Origin of the sequence: Pseudomonas sp. Seg1 (assembly GCF_018326005.1) — a bacterium.
In the GTDB taxonomy this organism is placed as follows: Bacteria; Pseudomonadota; Gammaproteobacteria; order Pseudomonadales; family Pseudomonadaceae; genus Aquipseudomonas.
Map to the genome: position 1 here is coordinate 3,630,218 of NZ_AP021903.1, position 25,435 is coordinate 3,655,652.

22 protein-coding genes and 1 pseudogene are annotated in these 25,435 nt (G+C 59.5%); 6 read left to right on the plus strand and 17 right to left on the minus strand.

The window, feature by feature from the left end:
• Positions 1–166 precede the first annotated feature (166 nt).
• The 12 genes from KI231_RS16230 to KI231_RS16285 all read right to left on the minus strand — a co-directional run bounded on the left by KI231_RS16230 (position 167) and on the right by KI231_RS16285 (position 13,183).
• Complete coding sequence (locus KI231_RS16230) at positions 167–637, minus strand: hypothetical protein (RefSeq protein WP_212809082.1); 471 nt, start codon at positions 635–637, stop codon at positions 167–169.
• Entirely contained in the window at positions 634–5,304 is a 4,671-nt protein-coding gene (locus tag KI231_RS16235) for an RHS repeat-associated core domain-containing protein (protein WP_249412044.1), read from the minus strand. The genes KI231_RS16230 and KI231_RS16235 overlap by 4 nt, the downstream gene beginning before the upstream one ends.
• 115 nt (positions 5,305–5,419) lie before the next feature.
• Positions 5,420–5,683 carry a PAAR domain-containing protein gene (locus KI231_RS16240; RefSeq protein ID WP_011333757.1) on the minus strand — a complete coding sequence of 88 codons (264 nt, stop codon included), beginning with the start codon at positions 5,681–5,683 and terminating at the stop codon, positions 5,420–5,422.
• Positions 5,684–5,734: 51 nt separating this feature from the next.
• The gene (locus KI231_RS16245; RefSeq protein WP_212809083.1) at positions 5,735–6,379 is read right to left on the minus strand and encodes a hypothetical protein; all 645 of its coding nucleotides are present in this window, start codon (positions 6,377–6,379) and stop codon (positions 5,735–5,737) included.
• A 330-nt stretch (positions 6,380–6,709) separates the two neighbouring features.
• Positions 6,710–6,886 (minus strand): hypothetical protein, encoded by a 177-nt coding sequence (locus KI231_RS16250; protein ID WP_212809084.1) that lies wholly within the window; start codon positions 6,884–6,886, stop codon positions 6,710–6,712.
• A gap of 116 nt (positions 6,887–7,002) precedes the next feature.
• Positions 7,003–7,266, minus strand: coding sequence for a PAAR domain-containing protein (locus tag KI231_RS16255; RefSeq protein WP_011333757.1), 264 nt, complete (start codon positions 7,264–7,266; stop codon positions 7,003–7,005).
• A gap of 100 nt (positions 7,267–7,366) precedes the next feature.
• Complete coding sequence (locus KI231_RS16260) at positions 7,367–7,795, minus strand: SMI1/KNR4 family protein (RefSeq protein ID WP_212809085.1); 429 nt, start codon at positions 7,793–7,795, stop codon at positions 7,367–7,369.
• Positions 7,796–7,864: 69 nt separating this feature from the next.
• On the minus strand, positions 7,865–8,887 hold the full coding sequence (souR, locus tag KI231_RS16265; RefSeq protein ID WP_212809086.1) for a transcriptional regulator SouR: 1,023 nt from the start codon (positions 8,885–8,887) through the stop codon (positions 7,865–7,867).
• A gap of 50 nt (positions 8,888–8,937) precedes the next feature.
• Positions 8,938–10,059 carry an agmatine deiminase family protein gene (locus KI231_RS16270; protein WP_212809087.1) on the minus strand — a complete coding sequence of 374 codons (1,122 nt, stop codon included), beginning with the start codon at positions 10,057–10,059 and terminating at the stop codon, positions 8,938–8,940.
• Between the two features lie 53 nt (positions 10,060–10,112).
• Positions 10,113–11,216, minus strand: coding sequence for an extracellular solute-binding protein (locus KI231_RS16275; protein WP_212809088.1), 1,104 nt, complete (start codon positions 11,214–11,216; stop codon positions 10,113–10,115).
• Positions 11,217–11,218: 2 nt separating this feature from the next.
• Entirely contained in the window at positions 11,219–12,127 is a 909-nt protein-coding gene (gene aguB / locus KI231_RS16280; protein WP_212809089.1) for an N-carbamoylputrescine amidase, read from the minus strand.
• Positions 12,128–12,130: 3 nt separating this feature from the next.
• On the minus strand, positions 12,131–13,183 hold the full coding sequence (locus KI231_RS16285) for an agmatine deiminase family protein (protein ID WP_212809090.1): 1,053 nt from the start codon (positions 13,181–13,183) through the stop codon (positions 12,131–12,133).
• 113 nt (positions 13,184–13,296) lie between these two features.
• Between KI231_RS16285 and KI231_RS16290 the strand changes: the two genes are divergently transcribed.
• Complete coding sequence (locus tag KI231_RS16290) at positions 13,297–14,157, plus strand: LysR substrate-binding domain-containing protein (protein WP_212809091.1); 861 nt, start codon at positions 13,297–13,299, stop codon at positions 14,155–14,157.
• Between the two features lie 7 nt (positions 14,158–14,164).
• On the opposite strand, the gene KI231_RS16295 is transcribed toward KI231_RS16290, so the two are convergent.
• The gene (locus tag KI231_RS16295) at positions 14,165–15,325 is read right to left on the minus strand and encodes a radical SAM/SPASM domain-containing protein (RefSeq protein ID WP_212809092.1); all 1,161 of its coding nucleotides are present in this window, start codon (positions 15,323–15,325) and stop codon (positions 14,165–14,167) included.
• A 170-nt stretch (positions 15,326–15,495) separates the two neighbouring features.
• Between KI231_RS16295 and KI231_RS16300 the strand changes: the two are divergent.
• From KI231_RS16300 to phnE, 5 genes and pseudogenes are all read left to right on the plus strand, one after another.
• Positions 15,496–15,597: pseudogene (locus KI231_RS16300) on the plus strand (RidA family protein); the annotation flags it as partial.
• 167 nt (positions 15,598–15,764) lie between these two features.
• On the plus strand, positions 15,765–16,628 hold the full coding sequence (locus tag KI231_RS16305; RefSeq protein ID WP_212809093.1) for a putative selenate ABC transporter substrate-binding protein: 864 nt from the start codon (positions 15,765–15,767) through the stop codon (positions 16,626–16,628).
• Positions 16,625–17,422 (plus strand): phosphonate ABC transporter ATP-binding protein, encoded by a 798-nt coding sequence (locus KI231_RS16310; protein WP_212809094.1) that lies wholly within the window; start codon positions 16,625–16,627, stop codon positions 17,420–17,422. The genes KI231_RS16305 and KI231_RS16310 overlap by 4 nt, the downstream gene beginning before the upstream one ends.
• A complete protein-coding gene (locus KI231_RS16315) occupies positions 17,416–18,240 on the plus strand; it encodes a PhnE/PtxC family ABC transporter permease (protein ID WP_212809095.1) in 825 nt (274 codons plus the stop codon). Before KI231_RS16310 ends, KI231_RS16315 begins: the two co-directional genes overlap by 7 nt.
• Positions 18,237–19,004: a phosphonate ABC transporter, permease protein PhnE gene (phnE, locus tag KI231_RS16320; protein ID WP_212809096.1), complete on the plus strand. Its 768-nt coding sequence runs from the start codon at positions 18,237–18,239 to the stop codon at positions 19,002–19,004. The genes KI231_RS16315 and phnE overlap by 4 nt, the downstream gene beginning before the upstream one ends.
• Positions 19,005–19,018: 14 nt before the next feature.
• On the opposite strand, the gene KI231_RS16325 is transcribed toward phnE, so the two are convergent.
• Genes KI231_RS16325 through KI231_RS16340 form a run of 4 tightly spaced genes read right to left on the minus strand, consistent with a single transcriptional unit; the run spans position 19,019 to position 25,293 of the window.
• Positions 19,019–21,919, minus strand: a complete 2,901-nt coding sequence (locus KI231_RS16325) for a bpX6 domain-containing protein (protein WP_212809097.1) — start codon at positions 21,917–21,919, stop codon at positions 19,019–19,021.
• Complete coding sequence (locus tag KI231_RS16330; RefSeq protein WP_212809098.1) at positions 21,912–23,741, minus strand: hypothetical protein; 1,830 nt, start codon at positions 23,739–23,741, stop codon at positions 21,912–21,914. Before KI231_RS16330 ends, KI231_RS16325 begins: the two co-directional genes overlap by 8 nt.
• Positions 23,741–24,175 carry a bpX5 domain-containing protein gene (locus KI231_RS16335; protein WP_212809099.1) on the minus strand — a complete coding sequence of 145 codons (435 nt, stop codon included), beginning with the start codon at positions 24,173–24,175 and terminating at the stop codon, positions 23,741–23,743. Before KI231_RS16335 ends, KI231_RS16330 begins: the two co-directional genes overlap by 1 nt.
• Positions 24,172–25,293: an AAA family ATPase gene (locus tag KI231_RS16340; protein WP_103302293.1), complete on the minus strand. Its 1,122-nt coding sequence runs from the start codon at positions 25,291–25,293 to the stop codon at positions 24,172–24,174. Before KI231_RS16340 ends, KI231_RS16335 begins: the two co-directional genes overlap by 4 nt.
• Between the last annotated feature and the right edge of the window lie 142 nt (positions 25,294–25,435).

Genomic DNA, 25,435 nt, shown 5'->3' on the forward strand with positions numbered 1-25,435 from the left:
ACTCTCATCATCTTGAATCCATGCAGGAATGCCGGCGATCTTAGCGACTCCATTTTCATCGCTATCTTCAAAGCAGCTTTTTCATATATATTCCTTTAAAGATGAAGCGAGTAGAAGTGGCTTATCCCAGAAGGAATTTCATTTTCAGTGGTGACTGGTTAAAAATCTAGGGTTGCTCATATTTCTTTATACAGCACTCGAAAATTTTCTCGCCGCAAGTTTCACTATAATCAATAGAGACCTGCGTAGAAAAATCATCACTAATTAATCTAATTTCGTCGCTTCTGGTTTTATCAAAGTCAAACCCCGTACAAAGCAAAACTCCGCTCTCGACCACGTATGCTCCGCAGTATTTCCAATCCTCATCTACAAGCAAATAGTATTTTTGATTTTCGATTGCCGAAAAAGCAAAGCTAAGCGCTTCAACGGATAACGAATACTCTTTGCGCACGCAAGAAATTTCGCGCGCAGCCATCAATACTGCAATTATACTATCTGTTTCCGGCAAACTTAGAAGCAGCGACTCATCAAAAGATAACCCGACAAGAGAAGCCATCTTCATTTGATACTGACTCAGCACCTTTTTCCCTTGAGCCTTTCTATAAAGAATTTGTCTTTTATAAGGATCTATGTTCATTTGCAGCACCCTTGTTTATAGAAGGCCTTTCCTTTACCGTTGCGCAACTGAGGGCGACCATGCTTACTCATCCTTGGGCTTCCGTTATCCTCAAGCTTTACTTTACCTGCCTCCCAATGTGGTTTATCTGGATGACTTACGTCCATTGTTTGCTGCTGCACGGATGATTGTCCTTTACCTCCACCTGGTTGTGGTGAGTCGTAACGATACTCCCATCCTGATTTATTTTTGGATTGGCCACTGGGTTGCTGGCTTGTGGGTATACCGGCTTGCCTCATAGCTTCACGCCGAGCTGCTCTAGATGTACCAAGGGGATTATTTTCGCCACCTAGGGGTTCGTTACTTAGGCCCCATGGATCTGTCCACAGTACCGGGTTTGGCGCATAGGTATAAAGGTTGATGCCACCCGCGTAGCTGATAGGGTCCTTACTAATAAACCGCCCAACCCCCGGATCATAGTACCGATACCGGTTGTAATGCAGCCCCGTCTCATGATCGTGATACTGCCCCTGGAACCTGATCGGGTTCATCACGCCGTGCTGCCGTGCCCATTCCGAACGCTGTTCAGTCACCCGCCCCCACGCCTTGTACTGTGCGGTCCAGGCCATATTGCCTTGTGAATCCGTAAGTTCCTGCGGGGTGCCGAGGTGATCGCACTGATACCAGGCCAACGCGTCAAACGGTAATGCCGTTGCCTGGTGATTCCACAACGGGTCCTCATCCAGACTGTACTCACCGCTATAATCCGGCAGGCCAATCAGATCGATCGGCGCATGCCGTACAGCCTGCGCTACTGGGACAAAAGTCCCCGGTTCGAAGACGTAGTGCACCGTGCGGCCCGGCTCGCCATCGCTCTGCGCCGGGCTGCTTTCCCAGGCGAGGTTATCGCCATCCCAGCCGTATAAGGTGAAGCCGCAGCCCAGCTCCCGCTGTTTGCGCGCGTGTTCGTTTCTGTTCCAGAGGGAACCTGCTTCAGGCCGCTGTTTGTAGTGCGCACGGGAGTTTTTGTGCAGGCGGCGTCCCAGTGCGTCGTAGGCGAAATCCACGCTCAGGCGCGGGTCTTCGAAATGCACCAGTCGATCAAACAGGTCCCAACGCAGATCGCTGCGTTGGCCGTTGTGCCAGCGCTGGATCTGATTGCCGCGTTCGTCGTAGTCGTAATGCGTGCCGGCGTATTCGCGCAGCAGGTTATCAACGAGTTTGCTGCGCGGTGGGGTCAGGTCCAGTGGGCGGCGAATTTCCGTTGCCTTGTCGTCGAGCAGGTTACCGGCCGGGTCGAAGGCGAAGGTTTCCACGCCTTGGCGCGTTGAAGCGCTGAGCAGTCGGCCGACGGGGTCGTAGCGATAGGCGAGCGGCCCGCGACGGCTGTCGTTGATGTCGGTGAGTTGGCCCGCGGCGTCGTAGGTGTATTCGCGTTTGAGCAGTGTGGATTTGTCGTCGCTGCGGCCCAGCAGTTGCTCTTGCAGGCGCCCGGCAGGATCCCAGCTCTGGATTTGCAGCAGGTGGTTGCCTTGATGGCGGGCGACCTCGCGGTGAAGGTCGTCGCGTTCGTAACCGATCAGTTCGTGGTCGTCCAGGCGCAGACCGAGCAGGTGGCCGCTGCCGTACGTCAGCCAGCTGACGCGGTGGCCGTCCGGGCGCACGGTGGCCACTCGCTGGTTGAGCACGTCGTACTCGTGCTGCCAGATCGCGACGGTGGGTTTTTCCAGTCCGAGGTAATGTTGGTGTTCGCGCAGCAGATTGCCGGCCGGGTCGTGGAACCATTGCAGGCGGCTATCGGCGTTGTCAGCGAGCACCATGTTGCCGTTGCCGTCGTAGGCGAAGGTTTCGCTTTGCGACTGGTCGCCGAGGGTGGCGCGACGTTCGGTCAAGCGGCCCATCGGGTCGAAACTTACCGAGATGACGCGCTGGCCATTGATCGATTGGGCCAAGCGACCCGTTAAAGGGTCGTACTGATAACGTGTGCTGCGACCATCGAAGCCGCTTTCTTCCAGCAGGCGTCCGACCGGGTCGTAGTGAAAGTGCGCGCGTTGTTCGTTTTCGTTTTCCAGCGCCGTTAGCCGTCCGAGACGGTCCCAGCGATAGCGCAGGGTTTGCTCGGCGGCATCGACGCGCTCGGCGATCAAACCGGCCGCGCTATAGCTCCACGTGGTGCAGCGATCAAGACCATCGACATGGGCCAACAAGCGACCTTCGGCGTCACGATCAAAGCGCTCTTCGGTCTTGTCCGGGTGCTTGATCAGCACCAATTGGCCGGCCTTGTATTCGTATTCGGTGGCGTTGCCGGCGGCGTCGGTGAAGCAGATCATCTGCCCCAGTTCGTTGTATTCCCAGGCGCTGGTTTTGCCCGAGCAATCGATGTACTCGACCAATTGCCCAGCGTCGTTGTAGTCCAGCGTTTTTTCGTTGCCGTTGGCGTCCTTGATCGCGGTGGGCTGGCCGGACTTGTTGTAAGCGTATTCGGTTTTGTTGCCGAGCGGGTCGAGCGCTTCGACCAGGTTGCCCTGATCGTCATAGGCGCGCTGCCACTGGCCACCCTCGGCATCGCGGATTTTGATCAGCAGATCCTGATCGTCGTAGGCGTAGTGCATCACCGTGTGATCGGCGCGGATGTGCTCGAGGAGGTTGCTGCGCTCGTCGTAGCTGTAGCGATCGGTGCTGCCGTCGGCATTGACGCGGCGCACGATGTTTTTCGCATCGTCGCGGAAGAACCATTCCGAACGTTCATCGGCGTAGCGAATGCGGTACGTGTAGCCAAGGATGTCGTAGTAGTGCCAGGTCTCGTTGCCGAGCGCATCGGTGACATAGGTCAGACGGATGTTTTCGTCCCACTCCAGGCGCGTGTCGAAGCTGCCGTCATCGGCCCATTCGCGGATGGCTTTGGCCTTGGCGCCCGAACCGTCCCACTGCAGATTCATGCCTCGGCCGGTGCGGTCGGTGTAACGGGTGATCAGGTGATGTTGGTACTGATACGACCAGACTGAACCGTTCTCGTCCTGCGCCTGAATCAGGTCGCCATAGGCGTCGTAGCGGTAGGCGCAGAGTTGCCGCAGTGGAGCACCGTCAACGATTTGCCAGAGGCCGATCAGCCGGCCGTGATCGTCGATCATCGTGCCGAGGTGCAGATGCACTTTGCTGAAGTCGTTTTCCTGGTAGGTGATCAGGTCGGAGAGGACTGATTGTTCGCCGTGGCGATGCTCGTAATGCAGCATGATCCCGGCGCCATTGCGCAGAGAAATATTGGTCAGCACGAAGCGCTGGCCATGGCGGACGTAGGTTTCTTTGCGTTCGAAGCCACGGCACAGCAACAACTGATCTTCATTGTTGCGGACCAGCGTGATGTTTTCGATGGCGTCGTAGTGAAACAGACCGACCTTTGGCAGCGGATAGCTGTGGTCGCGGCCATCGGCGCCGTAGAACGTCAGGCCATCGTCCGCGCAGTCAAAACGCGTGGTGAATTCGTTGATCCAGCGAGCGCCGAGTTCGCTGTGATCGTAGGCGTCGAGGCGTGAGTTGTAAGTGCGTGTCCACTCGACCGGAAATGGGCCGGGCAGGCTGAAATCGGTATGGCTGAGGCTTTCCGAACCCAAGGCAAAATCAATGCTGTGATCGGTACTGGAACAGGCGCAGTTTTTCTTCGGCTCGGGCGCGCCTTTCGCCGGAGCTTGTTGGCCGCTGGATCCCAATTGACCATCGGACGCCGTGTGCTTTGCCTGACCGGTTTTATCTGGATGGACCGCGGTGCTCTGGCCATGAGCATTGCGCTTGCGCCACAGGGTCACGGCACTGGAGAGGATCAGCAGCAGCCAGCCGATGGAGTTCTGCACCGATTCATCGTCGAGCTTGCTCAGTTGGGTGCGCAGCTCAGGCCCCATCGCACGCAGTTTTTTGGTTTCGTCGGAAACGGTTTTTTTGAAGTCGTCGGGCACCAGGTTCTGCGCCACGCTGTTGGCCAGGCCCTTGCCAGCCGCTTTATAAGCACTCGCGGCAGCCCCGAATACATTGCTGAATGAGGCCAGCGGATCATTCTTGAATTGGTCGACTGCAGCGCTCGCCTGAGCGCTCGCCGCATTCAAATCACCTTTGGCATCCAGATTGCCGAAAGCCACCGCTTCGATGCCTTTGGCTATCTCGTTGATGACCTCTTCGCCGAGCTTGCCAGCGTCCGCGAGGATGCCGGGCAATTTACCTTTGGCCTGTTCAACAAAATCATCCAGAGTGCCGACAATCGAAGCGTTCAGGTGCCCGACCAACACTTCGATCACGGAGGTGCTGAGCAACAATTTGCTGCCGGCCTTCATCTCCTGGCGTACCAGAAACAGCGTCGGGCGCAGGGTCATGCGCGCCGCTGCCATCGCCGGCGGCAACGGCAAAACGCCGATCAGGTTGATGCCAAGGCTGGCCCACGCGAGCAAGTCGCGTTGCTTGGCGTTCGACAAGGTGACGATGTCACCCAGCGCATCGACCAGCGCCATGATGTTGCCCACCACCGGCACGAAGCCCGCGTAATTTTTGATTCGGTCAAGCGTGACCACACCATCCGTGGCCGATTGCAGCCAGGCATCGAAGGTCGCCGCACTGCTGGCGACGTCCTGAATATCGATGGCATTGAGTGGAACGATGGCAACTTGGGGCTCACGTTTTGCGACAGCAGTTTCAGTGGTCATTCACAGCATCTCACCCGCCAAAAAGGCCCGGGTCTGGAGGAAACAAGGTCAAGACTTCAACGAGAGGCGACACAAAGCCGCCTCTCTGAGGCACGCATCAAAGAAAAAATCCGGATTAGCTGACGACAGCCCCTTTCGGGCCACTGGCAATCAACGCGGCCCCGCAGGCGGTTTTCATGCCGTCGAGGGCGATGGGCGTGCCATCGACGGTGTAGGTGCTGCTGCCCTCGGCAATCGGGAATATCCCTTTGCACAACGGGCAACTGACCTTGTGACCGACCCCGGCAATCGGCTTGCCGTTGAGGTCGGTCCGGGAGAAGGCTTCGAGGACTTTGCCACCGTGGGTGGTGGAGTCGCCGAGGCGAATTGCGTCTTTCATGGTGTCACTCCTTTGACGGGCAAGCTGGTTGCCGCTACTGCGACATCAACATCAAGAAACGAAGGCGGCAAGTACATCGCTGGCAATCAGCTCATTTCTGGCGTCTTGCTGATCGGCGCCAGTCACGCGCCACACATTCCAACCGTTTTGCAGTTGGCGCTCACCGAATCGATCCATCACCGATTCCAGTGCGCTTTGCTTTTGCGCCGGCAAGGCATTGAGTTTTTCCTCACTGAACGCGTTGTATTCAAAAACATCCCTGATGTAGTGAACATCGACTGCGTTTCGAGTGGCCGCTGCCCATTTGCCGACCTGGCTGCGTCCCTTCCACATCAAAGGATGCGACTCGTCCGGGGTGTAAAAACCCAGGCCAAACCCGGTTCCGTAACCCTGGGTTTCCTGATAGGCATACAGGTATTCAAAGAGCTCGGCAAAGCCCTCCAGTCGCCAGAACGATTCGATCAGTTGATCGAGGCTCATGACCTCGTCTGCGACGCTCAAGAGCAAACCGTTTCTGCGCGAAAAAATTGCACTGACATTACAGTTCATCAGTTCGTCGCATTCATCCTTTGGCCAGATTCGCTCGGAAAAAAACTCTATCGCTTCGCTCTCGGGCGCCTGTAGAGTTTTTTCATAGTTCTTCTCGGAAAATTTGACAACCTTCCCGGATTTGCTGCCAAAGCGATCAATATCCATGCCCGCTTGCGCAAACCATGCCTTGAGAAACGGGCTGACCGCTGACAGTTGTACCAACGCCTCTTTTTTCAGATGGGCGACAAAGAAGTTGTAATGCTGACTCATATCTAGCGTCTCTTCGTTCTATTGGTTCTTGTGTAGCAATACATCAATCGTTTTTTCATCGAGCTCATCTTGAACACTGCTCACGAGTGCCGAGAACTGGCGAGCGTCTTCCAGGTTCTCGTATCGATTCAATGAAACCAGTTTGTCTCGCCACATTTTGCACACTTGGTCATTCATGGCTTGTCGTTTGTTTTCGTCGGCATCTATGAAGTGGGCGGCACAACGTCAACCAATAAGGTTACTCATACTGATCCGATCAAGCGTGACCACGCCATCCGTGGCCGATTGCAGCCAGGCATCGAAGGTCGCCGCACTGCTGGCGACGTCCTGAATATCGATGGCATTGAGTGGAACGATGGCAACTTGGGGCTCACGTTTTGCGACAGCAGTTTCAGTGGTCATTCACAGCATCTCACCCGCCAAAAAGGCCCGGGTCTGGAGGAAACAAGGTCAAGGCTTCAACGAGACGGCGACAAAAAGCCGCCTCTCTGAGGCACGCATCAAAGAAAAAATCCGGATTAGCTGACGACAGCCCCTTTCGGGCCACTGGCAATCAACGCGGCCCCGCAGGCGGTTTTCATGCCGTCGAGGGCGATGGGCGTGCCATCGACGGTGTAGGTGCTGCTGCCCTCGGCAATCGGGAATATCCCTTTGCACAACGGGCAACTGACCTTGTGACCAACCCCGGCAATCGGCTTGCCGTTGAGGTCGGTCCGGGAGAAGGCTTCGAGGACTTTGCCACCGTGGGTGGTGGAGTCGCCGAGGCGAATTGCGTCTTTCATGGTGTCACTCCTTTGACGGTCCGACGGGGCGCCGCTCTCGACTTCGACCCCGACAGGCAGCGAGACAGCCGTTGCGCTTTTTCAGTTGCTCAACTTCGAATCACGAAAACAGGGCGATAAAATCTTCGAAACTGTCGGCGATTTTTCGCCAATGATCATCCTCCCACCAGATGACGCTCGGATGCTTGCGATCGTCTCTGTAGTCGAAACAAAACGGGCTACCGTCACCCGCCATGCCAAAACAGATAATGTTCGAGAAGTCGGTGATGTCGGCAATGGCACCCGGCTCATCACTGACATCGCCGGGTTCACCGTAATAACCATCACAGACAAAGTCTTGCTTGAGCGCCTCGGACTTTTCCCGCAACTGTGACTCGCTCACATATACCTGCGCGAGCTCGGTCTCCAGCGTTTCGTCGAACGCGTCTTGCTCGTTTATCAGTCTGAGATTACAAAAGCCGTCTAACGCTTGATACTTGGAAGCGAAGGCGCTGTAAGCCTCGGGAAGGATCAGATCTTTGACTTTCATAATGGCTTTCTCTTTTGATATTCGGGTCTTGTTTTCGCGTACGCAATCGCCTTCAACGACGCGCTGGTGTTATTTTACTAGTCGTTTTTCTTTGGAGGGTCGGTAGCCGAAATATGAGCTGTAGCATTTGCTGAAATGGCTTGGAGAAACAAAGCCGCACGCTACTAGCACTTCCACTTGTGAAAGCTCAGTGTGTTGCAGCAACCGCCGCGCTTCAGTGATGCGCAGCTCCAGGTAATAGCGCTGCGGTGTAGTGCCGAGTTGCTCCTTGAACAGACGCTCCAACTGCCGGCGGGATCGGCCGGCGTAAACCGCCAGTTGCTCCAGCTCCAGCGGCTCCTCAAGGTTGGCATCCATCAACTTCACCACTTCACGCAACGGCGCACTGACGCAGATGTTTTCATCCGGTTTGATCCGCCGATACCGCGACTCTTCAAACGCCAGAATGTCTTCGATACCTTCGACCAACGCCTTGCCGTGCAAGCTCTTGATCCAGTCGAGCGCCATGTGGAACGCCCCGGACGGACTCGAGGCCGTGAGCCGGTCGCGATCGATCACGTAAGGCTCGCTGCTGACCTGAGTGGACTTGGCAATTTCAGTCAGGGCCGGGCGATGTTCCGGGTGAATCGCGCAGCGGTAACCGTCAAGCAATCCGGCGCGTCCGAGAAACCACGCGCCGTTCCACAAACCGGCGAGGGACACGCCCCGCTCCGCCGCCGCTCGCAACAGGCTGGTCAGTTCATCCGTTGCCTTCAGCTCGGTTCGATACCCGCCGCACACCACCAGCAGATCCAGATCAGCCAGCGCGGCCAGATCAATCCGTGCGTCCGGGCGAATGACCAAGCCCAGATCACTGACCACCTCACCCTCACCCAATCCGAACGTACGCGAAGCAAACAGCTCTGCCCGCAACAGATTGGCGGTGATGATCGTGTCCAGCGCCTGAGTAAAGGCCGGCAGCGAAAAGTGTTCGAGCAGCAGGAAACCGGTGCGGGTCATGCGGGTGTCAGCGGATTGCTCATTCAGATAGCGGAGGTTTTTCCCCTTCATGCCTCCGCTGAATTGGCGTCGTTCGATCAAGGTCAGGTCCATCGGTCATGTTGTTATCCGCCGATAGTTGGCCTGATCCGCCTCAGAGTCAATCACGCCTGTGGCTGATGGCTCGTGACGCAGTGAATACCGCCGCCTCCGGCCGCAATCGCATCAATGTTGAGCTGGACGATTTCACGATCCGGGTACAGCTCGGACAACAGGTCAAACGCCTTTTTGTCCGCCGCTTTGTCGCCGAATTCCGGCGCGATGATCGCGCCATTGATCACGAAGTAATTGATGTACCCGGCGGCAAAGTCAGCGTTGTCCTTGTTGAACTTGCTCTTGCGCGGCTTCAGTGGCGGCGAAATCGTGTGGATCTGCAATTTACGCCCGTCGGCATCGGTGGCGTTCTTGAGAATTTCCAGGTGCGCCAGCGTGACCTTGTGATCGTAGGACTCAGGGTCGGTGTCGAGGTTGGCGAGCACCACGCCGGGCTTGATGAAGCGCGCATAGAAATCGACGTGGGCATCGGTGATGTCTTTGTTCTTGATCCCCGGCAGCCAGATGATTTTGCGCAGGCCCAGACGTTCCTTCAATTCGGCCTCGACATCAGCCTTGCTCCAGTCCGGGTTACGGTTGCTGTTGATCCAGCTGCTCTCGGTCATTATCCCGGTGCCATGGCCATCGACTTCGATGCCGCCGCCCTCGCCCACCAGTTCGCTGCGCTGATAGGTCGCTTGCGCATCGGCGGCCACAAGTCGGGCGATTTTCGCGTCTTTGCTGTGCTGCTGTTTGTTGCCCCAGCCGCTGAAGTTGAAGTCCACGGCACCGAGGCCGCCCCTGTCGTCGATGACGAAATTGGCGCTGATGTCGCGCATCCAGATGTCATCGAGTGCAGCGGTGACATAAGTGATGTTGCGTGTGCCGCAGAATTCTTCGGCGATGCTGCGCTCGTTCTGGCGGCAGAACACGGTGACCGGTTCAAACCGGGCGATGGCGCGGGCAATGCGGCCGAGCGCTTCCTGGGCATCCTCGGTGAAGTCCTCCCAGATTGCATCCTGTGCGCCGAAGGCGATGTAGGCGCGCTCGTGTTTATCGCCCTCGTCGGGCATGAACCAGCGGCCCTGCGCAGCGGCGAACACTGTGCGCGGCGACAGGCCGAGGCCCATCACCGCTGCACTGACACCGGCAACCACCGAGGCCTGTTTGATGAAATCGCGACGAGTCGTCATGTGTACATTTCCTGAATATCGGTGAAGGCCGGCGCTTGCTCGCCGGCCGTGAATCATTGGCGGGTGGCGGTTTTGAATTTGGTCCAGGTGCGCATACGCGCTCGCATGTCGGCCTGGGAAATGTCCTTGCCGGTAATCAACCGAGCATAGGTCGCTTCGTCGAGGTAGATGTCCGGGTTGTCGCGCATCACCGCATCGACACTTGCCCGCGCCTTGGCGCTGGATGTCGGGTAACCGGTGGCATTGCTAATCGCCGCCATGTTCTCCGGGCGCATGACGAAGTTGATGAACGCATAGGCGTATTCCGGGTGTCGGGCGTCCACGGGAATGGCCATGGTGTCCATCCAGATCGTCGTGCCCTCACGCGGCACTCGATACTGAAATTTGGTGTGCTTGCCGGCGCTGTCCGAGGTGCGTTGCGCCTGGGTCATGTCGCCGCTGTAACCGAGGGACAGGCACAGATTGCCATTGACCAGATCGGTCACCGGTTGCGACTGGAACTTGCGAATGTACGGCCGCAGTTTCATCAGCAAATCACTCGCTGCCGCCAGATCCGCCGGTTTGGCGCTGCGCGGATCGCGGCCGAGGTAATTGAGCACGACGGCGAGCACTTCGTCCGGCGAGTCGATCACCGAGATCCCGCAGTTGGCGAATTTAGCCGCCAGTTCTGGTTTGAACAGCATGTCCAGGCTGTTGACCGGCGCATCGGCCATGCGCTGTTTGATCTGCTCCTCGTTGTAGGTCAGGCCGATGGTGCCCCAGGTGTACGGCACCGTGGCTTTTTGCGAGTGCTCGTAGTGGCTGCGCAATTTCTGCAAACCGGGCTCGATGTCATCCATTGCCGTCAGCTTCGCTTGATCCAGCGGCATCAGGCTGCCGGCGCGCACGAGGCGCTCGGCCACGGTGTCGCCGGGGAAGATCAGGTCGTAACCGCTGCCGCCGGACAGCATCTTCGCCTCTAGCGTTTCGCTGCCATCGAGAACGTCGTAGATCACCTTGATCCCGGTTTCGGCGGTGAAACGGCTCAGGGTGTCTTCGGCAAAATAATCGGCCCAGTTGTACAGCCGCAGGGTCTTGTCTTCGGCATGCAGTGACGGCATGAAGCAGGTCAGTGCCAGGCCTATCGCGCCGAGCCAGCGTTTGTGGTGGGTAACCATAATCAAACCCCTTGAGTGTTCCAGCGTGCATGGAGGTGACGACCGTCCTGACTCAGCAGCGGCCCGTACATGTCCGGGCGACGATCGCGGTAGATGCCCCAGTTCAAACGCTCTTCGCGCATGGCGGCCAGATCGAGGCTGTGCAGCAGCACGCCGGTGCTGTCGCGGTCGGCTGCGGCGAGCAATTGGCCCTTGTGATCGCTGATGAACGATGAGCCGTAGAAGCTCATTTGCAGGCTCGGATCGGTAGTCGCGACTTCTCGGCCAACTCGATTCGATGCCACCACCGGCAGTAGATTGGCGGCGGCGTGGCCGCGCATGGTCATCTGCCAATGGTCGCGGGAATCCAGCGTCGCGCAGCCCGGTTCAGAGCCGATAGCCGTCGGGTAGAGCAAGACTTCCGCACCCATCAACGCCAGGCACCGCGCCGTTTCCGGGAACCACTGATCCCAACAGATGCCGACGCCGAGGCGGCCAAACGCGGTGTCCCAGACTCTGAAACCGGTGTCGCCGGGGCTGAAATATTCCTTTTCCTGATAGCCGATGGCGTTGGGGATGTGGGTCTTGCGATACACCCCCAACAGGCGCCCGTCAGCATCGGCCACGCTTAGCGAATTGAAGTAGGCATTACCGGCCTTCTCGAACCAGCTCAGCGGCAACACCACGCCCAGCTCCCGGGCCAGTGCGGCGAAGCGATCCAGCACGCGGCTGTCGCGATACTCCTCGGCCAGCGCCATGTGTTTATGGTTTTGTTCGATGCAGAAGTACGGCGTGGCGAACAGTTCCTGCAACAGGATGACTTGCGCGCCCTTCCCCGCAGCTTCCCGCACCAGACGTTCCGCCTGATCAAGATTGCCGGGTAAATCCCAGGTGCACGGCATCTGGGTTGTGGCGATGGTCAGTAGCGTCATCGTTCACGCCTCCAGAGGCCAGGCTGGCTGCTGCTGGGTGATGCAATGCACACCGCCGCCGCCATGGGCCAGATTATTGATCCGCACCGGCACCACTTCACGACCGGGGAAGGCTTGCTTCAGTATTTTCGCCGCAACGTGGTCGGCCTCGATACCGTAGGCCGGCATGATGATCGCGCCGTTGGCGATGTAGAAATTGGTGTACGACGCGCAAAAGACTTTGGCCTCGGTGTCGACCGCCTCGGAGGCTTCGAACAGTTCGATCAGCTCGAATTTACGGCCCTGGGCATCAGTCGCCAGTTCCAGTGCGCGGCGGTTTTCCCGGGCCACTTCGGCATACACCGAGCTTTGGTCATGGGTCGCATCCACCAGCAGCACACCCGGACGAGCGAAGGCGCACACGCCATCGACGTGGCCATCCGTGACGTCGCCAGTGACATAATCCGGATCGCCCGGCAGCCAGATGGTTTTCTTCACGCCGAGCAGGCGGCTGAAGATTTCTTCCATCTCGGCTTTGCTCATGCCCGGGTTGCGATTGGGGTTGAGCAGCACCGATTCGGTGGTGATCAGCGTGCCTTCGCCGTCGACATGAATCGCCCCGCCCTCGTTGCTCAGCGGCGTGCCGAAGCACTCCAGGCCCAAGTGATTGAGCGCACGACGCGCCACGCTTTCATCCAGATCATGCGCCGACTTGCCGCCCCAGGCATTGAAGCGCCAGCTGACTCCGGCAAGCCCAAGTTGCGGGTGGCAGATAAAGCTTGGACCGGAATCACGGAACCAGCTGTCGTTGACCGCCAACGGGATCAACTCGACGTTCGGCCCGCACAAGGCTTTGGCGCTGGCGATAGCCGAGGGATCGACGACCATTTTTACCGGTTCGAAGCGGGCGATGGCATTGGCCACGCCGGCAAAATCCTGCTGTACCAGCGGCAAGGTCACACCCCAAGCGGATTGCCAAAGGGCCTCGTTATGTGGCCAGACCATCCACGTCGCCGCGTGCGGCACCCATTCGGCCGGCATCATCCAACCGCTGTTTTTAATATCGTTGTGCTGCATGATAAGCCTCGTCAGTTAAGCTGTTGTGTTCAATGGCGCCTATGCTACGGGCCATAAAAACAGCGAACAAACGATGGATTTAGCGCACAACTGATTAGAGGAACTTATCGATCATGCTCAAGCACTGGCCCCCACTCAGCTCGCTGCGCGGCTTTGAAGCCGCCGCCCGGCTGGGCAGTTTTCACAAGGCTGCCGACGAGTTGCACCTCACGCAGTCGGCGATCAGCCAGCAGATCCGCAGCCTGGAGACGTATCTGGAACAACCGCTGTTTTTCCGCAACGGTCGCAGCGTGGCGCTCACCGATGCCGGTAATGATTTGCTCAGCACCACGCAGGCGATGCTGCAGCAATTGGCGGTCGGGATTCGTCGTCTCGGGCAGTATCAGAAGCCCAATCAACTGGTGCTCAACACCACACCGGCGTTCGCCCGGCATTGGCTGTTGCCGCGACTGGGGGCGTTTCGCCGGGAGCATCCGCAGGTCGATCTGTGGATCTTCAGTACCGATGAAGTGCCGGACATGACCACGCAGACCATCGATCTGGCGGTGCGCGACGACATCAGTTCGCAGGCGGAGTGCAGCTTCAAAGTGCTGTATGCCGATCGTCTTTATCCGGCGTGCCATCCAAGCGTGTTCGAGCTGCCTGCCGCGCAACGCACCACATTGCATGGTGAGCGGGAAATGGACTGGAGCCATTGGGCAGTAGAGGCCGGAATCGATGTCGGCCAGCAGGATCAGGGCCTGAATTTTTCCGATCCGGGCTTGCTGCTCGATGCCGCTTGTTCAGGTCTCGGTATCGCGCTGGTGAGTCAGTTGCTCAGCCGGCAGGCAAGGGCTGACGGCGTGTTGCAGCCCTTGGTCGAGGACACCATTCGCGGGCCTAACTGGGCACTGCTGACTCACCGTGACAGTGAAAATGACCCGATGGCCCAGCGTTTTACCGCGTGGCTATCGGATCATCTGCAGTCAGCCTGACTGGCGATCAAACGACTGAAAAGGCACCGGCACCGACTCTTTCTTCTAGGCGTCCAAACAGCACGTAGTGCTGATAGCCACTGGAGAAGGAGCCGTTGTGGACGGCCTGTCGGACGTCGTCATTCAATTGAAGGTATCGGGCTTCATCGAAGTTTTCGGCACTGACTTCACCGGCCCGGCCAAGTTGTTCGCTATCAATCGGCAAACCCGCAATGCTGCGCTGCTGGAAATCGATCATGCGATTGATTGCATGACTTTCAAGCGCGCCCTTGCCGGGATACATCGCGTAGATGTGCATCCCTTTGTTGACGCACCGATCACACATGTCGACGCAGTTTTTCTGGGTGTTTTTACGCTGCATCAACTCGTCGACAGCGATGTCGAGATACTTGCCGACCTGGTATTCGCTTTGATTGAAGATCGTGCAACACAGCACTGTATTGCCGTTGCAGTCGATCACCAGCCAATTGTCCTTGAGCGTGCACGCTTGTTTGTGGAAGTTCTGCACAACATTGACCAGATCATCGTAAGGCGGCAATGCCAGCCTTTTCAGGGTCTCGTGGTCGGTTTCAGTCACCGAAGGATCGTGTTCGACAATGGCCAGCACTTTTTCCAGCGGCATCATCACGGAATAACCCGTGCCGAATGTGAAGCCGAGACGCTCACTGAACTCGCGCATAAGCATTTCTTCTTCGAGGTTGTCCAGATAACGATGGTAATAAACGTCGATCCGGGTATTCAGACCATGCTGCTGCACGAGTTCACTGAGGGTGATCATGTTCTGTTTTACAACTTCGATATCCCCCCCGACATGCCCCTTCGAGTAGGTCTCCTGGTAAAACCCTGACAGCGAGATACGAAAGAAACCCGGCTCGGCCAACAAGGCTTTTTCCATGTTTTTGGCCAGGTTCAGGTTAGTGCTGACGCCACTGTTGATGCCCGCCGCATTGATGATCTCGATGAACTCGCCGATCTTTGGATGCACCAGAGGCTCAGTCCAGTTGTAGAGAAAGATAGAGCTGACGCCTTCACGCTTGGCTTTCTCGACGATCGCCCGGAACATGTCGAGCTGCATGGCTTTTTTGTAGTTGAGGTTTTCCGAGTTACCCATCGGACAAGAGGGGCAGCTCAGATTGCAGGCGCCGACGATATCGATGTACATATTCATGTGAAATTCCTTGAACCCAGAGCTTTTCTGGTCAACGCCTCAGGTCTGCGGGACGCCAGCAGTGTTGGTTATTTGACGGCTTCGGAGCGAGCTAGCAAAAACTGCACCAGTCACTCTCTACGCCATTAACTTCACCACCCAATCGATAAACACTGCTCTCGCAGGCCTGAGGCGATGCGCCACATCCGATCGTGACCGCCGTCGGCGTGACGTGGTTGTACGGCTTCGATTTCGAGATCAAGGTGATAGCCAGGGTCCCCGAAACACACTGACCTCTCCCGCAGGAGAAACGTGGCGTAAAACATCACCGGCCGTCGTAGCTGGTCTTTGAGCCACCGGCTGCGTATAACCTCGCCGTTTCGTCTACCCTGACTTTGCGCCTGCGCCGATTGCTCAGCACAGGCGCACCGACATTGACGCTCATGAAACGGAGATCTCCATGCTCAAGCGAACCCTGGCACTGACGGCCGGTCTGGCCCTGTCTCTATCCGCACTGGTGACGCACGCCGCTGACGTGTTGAAAGTCAGCGCAATTCCCGATGAAGCCCCGACCGAATTGCTGCGCAAGTTCGAGCCGTTGGGTGCTTATCTGGAGCAGCAATTGGGCATGAAAGTGCAATTCGTGCCGGTGGCCGATTACCCGGCAGTGGTTGAAGCGCTGGCCACCGACCGTCTCGACATGGCCTGGCTGGGCGGTTTCACCTTTGTTCAGGCACGCTTGAAGACTGACGCCACCACCCCGGTGATTCCGCTGGTGCAGCGTGAACAGGATGCGCAGTTCACCAGCAAGTTCATCACCGCCGACCCTAATGTCAAAAGCCTTGCCGACCTGAAAGGCAAGACCTTCGCCTTTGGTTCCGTCTCCTCGACTTCCGGCAGCCTGATGCCGCGTTATTTCATGCTGAAAAATGACGGCATCAAGCCTGAAGCGTATTTCAGCCGCGTCGCCTACTCCGGCGCCCATGACGCCACCGTGGCCTGGGTGCAGGCCGGCAAGGTCGATGCCGGTGTGTTGAACGCCAGTGTCTGGCAGAAACTGGTGGATGCCGGCAAGGTCGACACCAACAAGGTCAAAGTCTTCGCCACCACCCCGCCCTACTTCGATTACAACTGGACGGTGCGTGGCACGCTCGATCCGGCACTGGCGGCGAAGATTAAAAAAGCCTTCCTCGATCTCGACCCGGCCAACCTCGAGCAGAAGAAGATCCTCGATCTGCAAGCGGCGACCCGCTTCATCGACACCAAGCCTGACAACTACAAGGGCATCGAGGAAGCCGCCCGCGCTGCCGACCTGCTGAAATGACGCTTCGCCTTAACCAATGCAGCCTGCGCCACGCCAATGGGGTCGATGCGCTTCGCGGTATCGACTTGCAGATTGGCGTTGGCGAACAGGTCGCTATCATCGGCCCGTCCGGGGCCGGTAAATCGACATTGCTCAATCTGCTGGCCACCGCTCTGCGGCCGAGCAGCGGTGAGGTGGAAGTGCTGGGCGAGCGCGCCTGGCACTTGTCGGCTCAAAAGCGGCAACGCCTGCGTGCGCGGATCGGCCTGGTGCACCAGGCGCCGCCCCTGCCGTTGCGTCAGCGCGTGGTAACGGCGGTGCTGGCCGGCAAACTCGGGCAATGGAGTCTGGGCAAAAGTCTGCTGAACCTGCTGCATCCGCTGGACGTGCCCGGTGCCCGTGCGGCGTTGGCGCGTCTGGACCTCGGCGACAAACTGTTCGCCCATTGCCAGCAATTGTCCGGCGGTCAGTTGCAGCGAGTCGGCATTGCCCGCGTGCTGTATCAGGCGCCGGAAATTCTGCTGGCGGATGAGCCGGTATCAGCGATGGACCCGGTGATGGCCGGGCACACCCTGTCGATCCTGTCGCGCCATGCCCGCGAACACAACGTCACGCTGGTGGCGAGCCTGCACGCGGTAGATCTGGCGCTGTCGCACTTCCCGCGCATCATCGGCTTGCGTGACGGACAGATCCTCTTCGACAGCCCTGCCGATCAAGTCAGCCGAGCGATGCTCGACGCGCTGTACGCCAACGAACAATTGCAATCGCCAGCCGTTGCGCTCGCGCCTTTGACTGTGCAGATCCCACGATGCTGAGAGCCGATTCACGCGATCCCGCCGCTTGGCCACGTTTGCTGCTGACGCTGTTGGCGATTGCTTTACTGTGGCCGGGAATCCAGCTCAGCGAACTGGATCTGCGCGTATTGCTGCCCGACAGCCAGAATGAAATGGGCCGGTTTGTCGCGCAATTCTGGCCGCCTGCGCACGATGAAGCTTTCCTGCAGTTGCTGTTCAAAGCCACCTTGCAGACTTTGGCAATCGCCACCGCCGGCATGGCGTTGGCGCTGCTGTTGGCCGTTCCCGCCGGCCTGTTGGCGAGCCGTGCCTTGTCGCTGTCCGCTGCTTCACGCGGCGGGGTGCCGAGCCGCCTCGGCCGCTTGTTGCGCTGGCCGGTGCGCGGTTTGTTGATCTTCCTGCGCAGCGTGCCGGAGATCGTCTGGGCGCTGTTGTTCGTGCGCGCGGTAGGCCTCGGGCCGGCGGCGGGTGTGCTGGCGATTGCCATCACTTACAGCGGCATGCTCGGCAAGGTCTACGCGGAAATTTTCGAATCCACCGACCAGCGTCCGGCGCATGCCTTGCTGCAATCGGGCAGTGGTCGGCTGGCCAGTTTTGCTTACGGCATCCTGCCCAACGTCGCCGCAGAACTGCTGTCGTACACGGTCTATCGCTGGGAGTGTGCGATCCGCGCTTCGGTGGTGATGGGCTTTGTCGGCGCCGGTGGGCTGGGCCAGCAGATCGACCTGTCGATCCGCATGTTTGCCGGTGGTGAAGTCGCGAGCATTCTGCTGACTTTCCTGCTGTTGGTATTGGCGGCCGATCAACTCAGCCGTTTGTTGCGCTGGAGGCTGGCATGAATCGTCTGATCAATCTGTTGCTGATCGCCGGCATCGCTTTGGCGGTTGTTGCTTCGTTCGCTTATCTGAGCCTCGATCTCGGCGAGTTGGGCAGTGCCACCAGCCTGAAGCAGATGGGCGCGTATGTGCAGCGCTTTCTCAGCCCGGACTTGAGCGCCGATTACCTGAAAGCGATTTTCCACGGTTCGCTGGAAACGTTAGCCATGTCAGCCTTGGGAACTTTGCTCGCGGCGCTGTTCGGCATCGTCCTCGCCCTGCCCGCCGCCGGGCGTTTCGGCTGGCCGTTGCGCAGTGCTGCGCGCCTGTTGCTCAACGGCCTGCGGGCGATTCCGGAACTGGTCTGGGCGGCGCTGATGGTGCTCGCCGCTGGCCTCGGCCCCAACGCCGGCACCCTCGCCCTCGCCCTGCATACCACTGGCGTGCTTGGCCGGTTGTTCGCCGAAGCGCTGGAAAACACACCGCCGCAACCGGCCGAGGCGATCCGCTTGCAGGGCGGCAACCCGATGCTCGCGTTCTGCTACGGCACCCTGCCCAACCTTGCCCCGCAACTGCTCGCCTACGTTCTGTATCGCTGGGAAAACAACATCCGCATGGCCAGCGTATTGGGATTCGTCGGTGCTGGCGGACTTGGGCAGATGTTGTATGTGAGCCTGAGCTTGTTTCAGGAAGCACAGGCGAGCACGGTGATCCTGGCGATGCTGGTGCTGGTGTTTGCGGTGGACTGGTTGAGCGCGTGGAGCCGCCAGCGCTGGGTCAAGGCGTAGGCGGCCCGGTCGGATCAGTTCAGTGAAATGTTGTGTTGAGTGGCCGTATCGACGTTGATATGGCTCAAACGCCCGTGGAGATCGAACAGCAAGTAATCGGCGCCGAAACAGCGTACCTGCGCACCGTGCAAAGGCCATTGCAGCGTGGCGCAGAGTTGGTCGCTGCCACGATGAATGAAATGCCAGCGCATCTCCTGATCGTTGATCAAGTAGCGGATCAGCATCCATTGGCCATGCAGATACACCTCAAGCAGATCGGTTTCTTCGCCATGCAGCCCCGGTAGCCGATAGCCCTTGCGCCCGCCGATCCACTCCACTACCAGCACAGGATCTTCATTGTCGGCCAGTTTGAGTTGTGCGCTGAGTACCCGACCATCCGTATCGAGCAGCTGGAAACTGCCTACAGGCACGGCCGGCATCAAATCCCGAGTGATCAATCGACGTTCGGGCAAGCGGTAGTGCCACAGATACAAGCCGTGGTCCGGGTGAGTCAGCCACAGCAGTTCGTTTTGCGCATCATCTTTCATGCCGCAGACCTGCCCCGGCAAATCGCTGACATGCCACAGCGTTTCGAAGCCATGATCGACATCCACCACCCGCACCTGCCGCCCCCGGCCGAGGGTCCAGGTCAAACCGTCGAATGATCGGGCGAACACATCGAACATTTGCACGCCCAGGTCCGTCGCGCTGCGGGTGACCAGATCGAGCTTGCTGATGCGCCAGACATCATCGCGGCGGGCCAGCACCAGCACGACCTGACGGTCATGGGCCAGCACGATGTTGTGTGCCGGCACCGAAAAATGACACAGGGTCTGGCCGTGCGCATCGATAACCACCGCCCCCGCCTCGCCCAACGCGAGTAAGTAACGCCCATCCTCCAGCGGCACCGCGTCGAGAATCTTGCGGTTGCCCATGAACGGGGCTGTCCATTCAAGTGGCTCACTCACCTTCGACAGCGGGACGCTTGCGGCGAGGGTCGGCAACGCCCCCGGCAGATCGGCCTGCAACAACTTGTCCTTGCTCATGCTGACCAGTGCCTGCAATTGCTGATGCGACAAGCGCCCATGGCCGTCGATCTGGTCGGCCAGCACCGCGTGCACGATGGCACCGGCCAGCCATGCCAGTGCATTCACGTGCGTCTTGTGCTGCAACAAAATCTCGGCCAATGCCGCGCGCTCGGCGTGACGCTCCGGATCATCGCGCAGTTTCTCGACCCATTCGGCATACGTCTGCAAGGTATCGGGCAACAGCGCCGCCCGTTTGACCAATGCGCCCAACGCCAGCGCGCCTCCCGCCGCTTCGGCATCCAGCAGCCACTGGGCGGCGCGTTTACGCTCCGCGCTCAGCGGCCAGATCACTTCGACGGCTTGCAGCCACAGGCCCTTGCGGGTCAGCGATTCGGCCCATTCCAGACGCAAACGGTCGGCGCTCTCTGGCCACTTGCCTTGCAGCAATGTCACGGCGGCGGCAAACGCATTGTCACGTCGGGCGACCAGCAAGGCGCGCTGCCAGTTATCGGCCAGACACAACAACCGTACGATCATCGCGGACGGCATATCCCAGGCCAGCGCGAGGTCGGCGGCTTGCTGCAAGCGGCCGTGCTTCTCCAGATAGTCGAGCGACTCCTGACGCACCTTGAGCAGTTCAGCGAGCACGAAGACGGCTTCTTCAATGCGGCCCGCGCGGTCGAGGCGCTCAAAGGTCTGCCGGTAGACCTGCCGCAGATGCGCTTCCATGTCGTGTTCGAACCTGATCGAGCGCGTGGGCCCACGGCCGTGGTCAATCATCAGATCCTGACGTCGCTGCGGCGTACCGAACGATTGCTCGCCGCTGCTTTGCTCGCTGCCCAATGGAATCGCGTGACGCAGCGCCTCTGCGAAATCGCCGTCCTCGAACATCTCGAGCATGCGCCGCATGTAAGCGGCCTGGCGCTTGCCATACAGGGCCGAGAGGCGCAAATTTTCAGTCAGGCGCGTCACCCAGCGCCGCCAGCGCGAGGGCTTGGCTTTGGCCGGTGTGGCGCGGGGTTCAATACCTGGTTCGGCGGCGCGGGGTGCCGCAGGCTGCACCGGCACCGGCCGGCGCAACACGTGGCGCAACCCGGCCAATATCAAGGTCAGGGCAATACCACCGATCAATGTGCCGACCACGATGCCGCTGATTTGCACCGATACCGGCGTCGCTGTCTTCGCCGGCAAGCCTTGCAGGCCAGGATTTTGCCCCTGCGACCCCATCCAGAAAATCGCTATCAGAATCACCAGGGTCACGCTGAGCTTCAGCCACGGCAAAGGCGTATCGGCCGATTGCGTCCAGCCGGTTTCTTTCGCCGTGACGGCTTGATAGACCGGCCCTTTCGCAGCTTTTTGCTGGCGATCAAGCAAGGCCTGCATGACCTGTTCCTGCTCGGGACTGACCGGACGCAACGCGTCGCCGAGAATTTCCCGAACGTCGGTGACCACGGCCACGGGTTCAAGCACTGGCTCCGGTAGCACGTTTCGGCAGTCATAGGTGTCGAGCAAAGTGAGGCCATTGATATCAAGCCAGTCACCCGGTGCCAGGGCCTCGGCATCGCGCAAATATTGGGCACTGACGTGACTGCCGCGCACCAGCCAGATATCGGCGGCCGGCAGGCTGCGGATTTCCTGTGGGTCGAGCAGCGCCGAACACAGTGTGTTGCCTTGGCGAATCAGCGGCCAACCGGTCAATGCCTCGCATTGCACGGCGATGGGCTGGCGAAAACGCAGCAGATCACCGTCGGCGAAACGGTAGGCCCGGGCCTCGGTTTGCCAGTGTTCGAGGAGCTGCCGGACGCGTTCGGCCTCGCTGAAACGCTCGGCGGCGAACCACAGGCCTTCAATGTGTTGATGACCGGTCAACACCGGGCGGCGGATCAACGCTGCGTTATGCTCAAGCATCGCTGCCGTCCTTGTTTTCCGGATGTTCATTACAAATGATCTGCAAACGCAGAAGGCGTTGCGGGACCGCGTACACCAGCAGTTCGCGGGCCTTGGTCAGCACGGCGATCACGCCGCTCAGCGGGCAAAAGCTGTATTTGACGATGGGGGCGGCGGTGGTAAACAACACGCGCTGACCGCCTTCGCAGTACACAGCGATAGCGTGCTGGTTGGGGGCAAGCAACAACAGTGAATAACGCTCGTTGTCCTCTTGCAGCAGGCCGATGCCCTTCCAGCCGGGAGCCAGCACGATGCGTTCGATTTCCGAGGCCGCGCCCTTGGCTGACACCACGCCCCAACTCTCGCACCCGTCGCTTATCCTCAGCACCGCGCAACCGCCAAAGCCCCTGCGCCATAAAGGACTGGCGGCGAACAGCACCTGATCGACTTGATTGGCGAGACCCACCACATGCGCCGCCGTGACATCGCCGTCAGCGTTGACCGAGTGCGTGTGCAATCGATCACCCTCACGACGTGCATACACCACGACGTCACTGTCAACCTTGGCCATGCTCAACACGTCCGCCGCTAAGCGGTGGGTGCGCCGGGTTTTGGGTTTGGCCGGCGTACGGCCGGTTTCCACTACCCAGAACGCCAGATGCCCCTGGCCGTCGAGCAGAAACAATCGGCCCGTCGACTTATTGCGCAACCCGGCTACCGGCAGGAGCGACGCGGTGCCTGGCGGCAGCTTGAGTTCTTCAAGGCCCGGTTTGTCGACCGGTTTCAGCCCGGGCATGCTCCAGAACGTCAATTGCCACTGATCACTCAAAACGGCGCCCAAGGCCTTGCCGTTGAAGGTCGCCGCCAGTGCCGTTTGCTGCGCAGACCATAGACTTTTGCGGATTTCGAGGGGTTTCTTCTGGTTGTGCACCGGTAGCTTGATCACCACCATGCCGGGCTCACCGAGCAGTTTCAGGGCGACATGCGTACCCGCGCTGGAAATCACCGGCTGCAAGGTCAGCGACACTCGCGGGACGCGGCCCTTCGCGGTCGGTGCGGCTGCGACCACTTCACCTTCGAAATGGCCTTTGAGCAACTGCAAGGCCAGGCGCTCGTCGGGAAGCGGCAGCGACACTCGACGAGCGCCCTCCGCGTGCAGAGCCACCGACAGACTGCGTCCGTCGAGGCTGCGCGAGACCTGCACGCGATGGCTGCAGGGCAAACCCTCGGTCGCGGGCAAGCGCTGCCCCACCAGCCAGCATTCGCCGACGGGCTCCGGTTGCGCATTCAAGCCGTCACGCCAGGCCTGCCAGTGCCCGGCGTCAACGGTTTTAAAGGTACGGGCGCTGAGCAAGCGTTTGAGCTGTGCAGCGCTGTCGAGCGCATGCAGCTGCGGCGCCTGCTGCAAAATGCCCCAGCGCAGCTCGGCGCCGGCGTCTTTGGCGCGACGCGCAAGGAGGATCAGCAAGGCCATGTGCACCAGACGCGCAGCGCCCAGTTGCAACGGCCCGGCATCGAACAACACCACCATCAAGCGGCTGGCCTGATGCGAGCGATATTGCGGCGCGAGAAACAGATGCTCGCCCACCACGGCCCTGCGCAAAAACTCATCAGGCACTTCATCGGCCAACAGCCATTCACTCGACAACAAACGCTCATAAGGGCCGCGACGTTGCAGATCGGCCAAGCCATCGGGCTCGGGCACGCCGCCCTGCTGTTGGCCACGCAGCGGACCGAGCAGCGGATCCAGACGCCCGAACAGGTCGGCAAACAGCGGCAGTTGTGCCGGAGCAAACCATTGCAGCCAGTCGCGCCAGGGTTGCAGCGATTCAGGTAATTGCATCAGCAGCCCGCCCAGTAAGCGCCAATGCGCTGCAAATGCTGCGTCGTCACCGGCAACAAACGATCCAGCGGCACCACGGCGGCGGGCTCGCGCCAGAGCAGCAGCGGCGCCCGGGCGAATCGGCTGGACAGCGCCTGCCCCAGCAGGTCTGTCGGGCGGTCGGGTTCCCAACTGGTCGGCAGCCACAGTCCCGGTGCGCGATCGTCCATCGCCGCATACGCCACGCCGTCGACCCACGGCAGATCCGCCGCGGCACCGGTCACCACCAACACGTCGCGATTGGCCGTGGCCTGCAGGCGCCCGGCCTGTTCCTCGGGGATCAGCAACAAGCGTGCGTGCAAACGCCGTGCTACGTCGCCCCACGCCACGGCGGCCTGGGGCTCGACCGGAGTCTGCCGTGACTGCCAGGCCCAACTCAGCGGTTTGATCGTCATGCCGCAGACGTCAGCAGACGCGCCACCTGACCGCGCACGTCCTGCAACGACGACGGAATGGTCTGATCATTGAAGTTGGCATCAATCTCACGCAGCAGGCCTTCAAGCAAGGCACTGGCCGGTGGTTCGCTGCGGGCCAGATACTCCTCGCCGGTTTCCAGCAAGCGACTGAGCCGCGACAGCGGTTGCAAGGTCGCCTCTTCCACCGCGCTGAACAAATGGCTGTTGCTCGACTGCGCGAAGATCTCGCGCAGCACTTCGCGGCCATGTTGTTGGGTTTCCTTGGTCGGCAGTACATACAGCAGCGGCCACAGGTCCGCCTCGCTGGCTTCAAGTCGCCCGCCAAGCAACGCCGCAGCGGCGATCAAGCGCTGGGATTTGACGATGCGCCGATCCGACAACTGAATGCCAGCCTCGCGCAGACGCCGAATGGCCTGAGCCAGTGCCGGGCGCACGGCAGTCAGATCGACGTTTTTCAAAGCCTGGCCAAGGGTGTCGAGTTGGCTCAGGCCCAGCAGTTGCTGCACCGGGCGCTGCTCGGACTGCCAGCCACCGGCGAGCATCGCTTCGAGCTGATTGTCTGGCACCGATTCGACAAACAGGTGCAGCAGGAAGCGGTCACCGAATGCCGCCAACGCTTCATCATCCGGCAGACCATTGGAGGCGCCGACACACACCCGCAACGGGCACTGGATCTGCGTGTGGCCACGGCGGAAGCGGCGTTCGTTGAGCACGCCGAGCAAAGTATTGAGGATCGCCGTCGAACCGAGGAAAACCTCGTCGAGAAAGACGATATCGGCTTCCGGCAGCATGCCGCTGACGTCGGTTTCCACCGTGCCTTCGCGCAGCTTTTTCAGGTCGACTGCGCCAAACAGCTCCGAGGGTTCGGTGAAACGCCCCAGCAGGTATTCGAAATAGCGCCCGCCCATCGATTGCGCCACGCGCCGCACCACCGCACTTTTCGCCGTACCGGGTGGGCCGATGACCAGAATGTGCTCCTGCGCTACAGCGGCCAGCACAATCAGCTCGGCCAATTGCTCGCGCCCCACCAGCCCCTCGGTGGCGACCCGCACGGCCTGACGGATTTGCGCGGCAGCGCTCTGCAATGAAGCGTTCATGGACATCTTCCCTGAAAGTGGTTTTTTGATGGGTGGCTGACCGGCTGCTATCGGCCGCCGGCAGTTGATCTTTAATCGACGCCTTTGGCGAGTGGATATCTGCCAGAAGCTGATTATGCTTCAGGAAACCGTGCAGCAATGC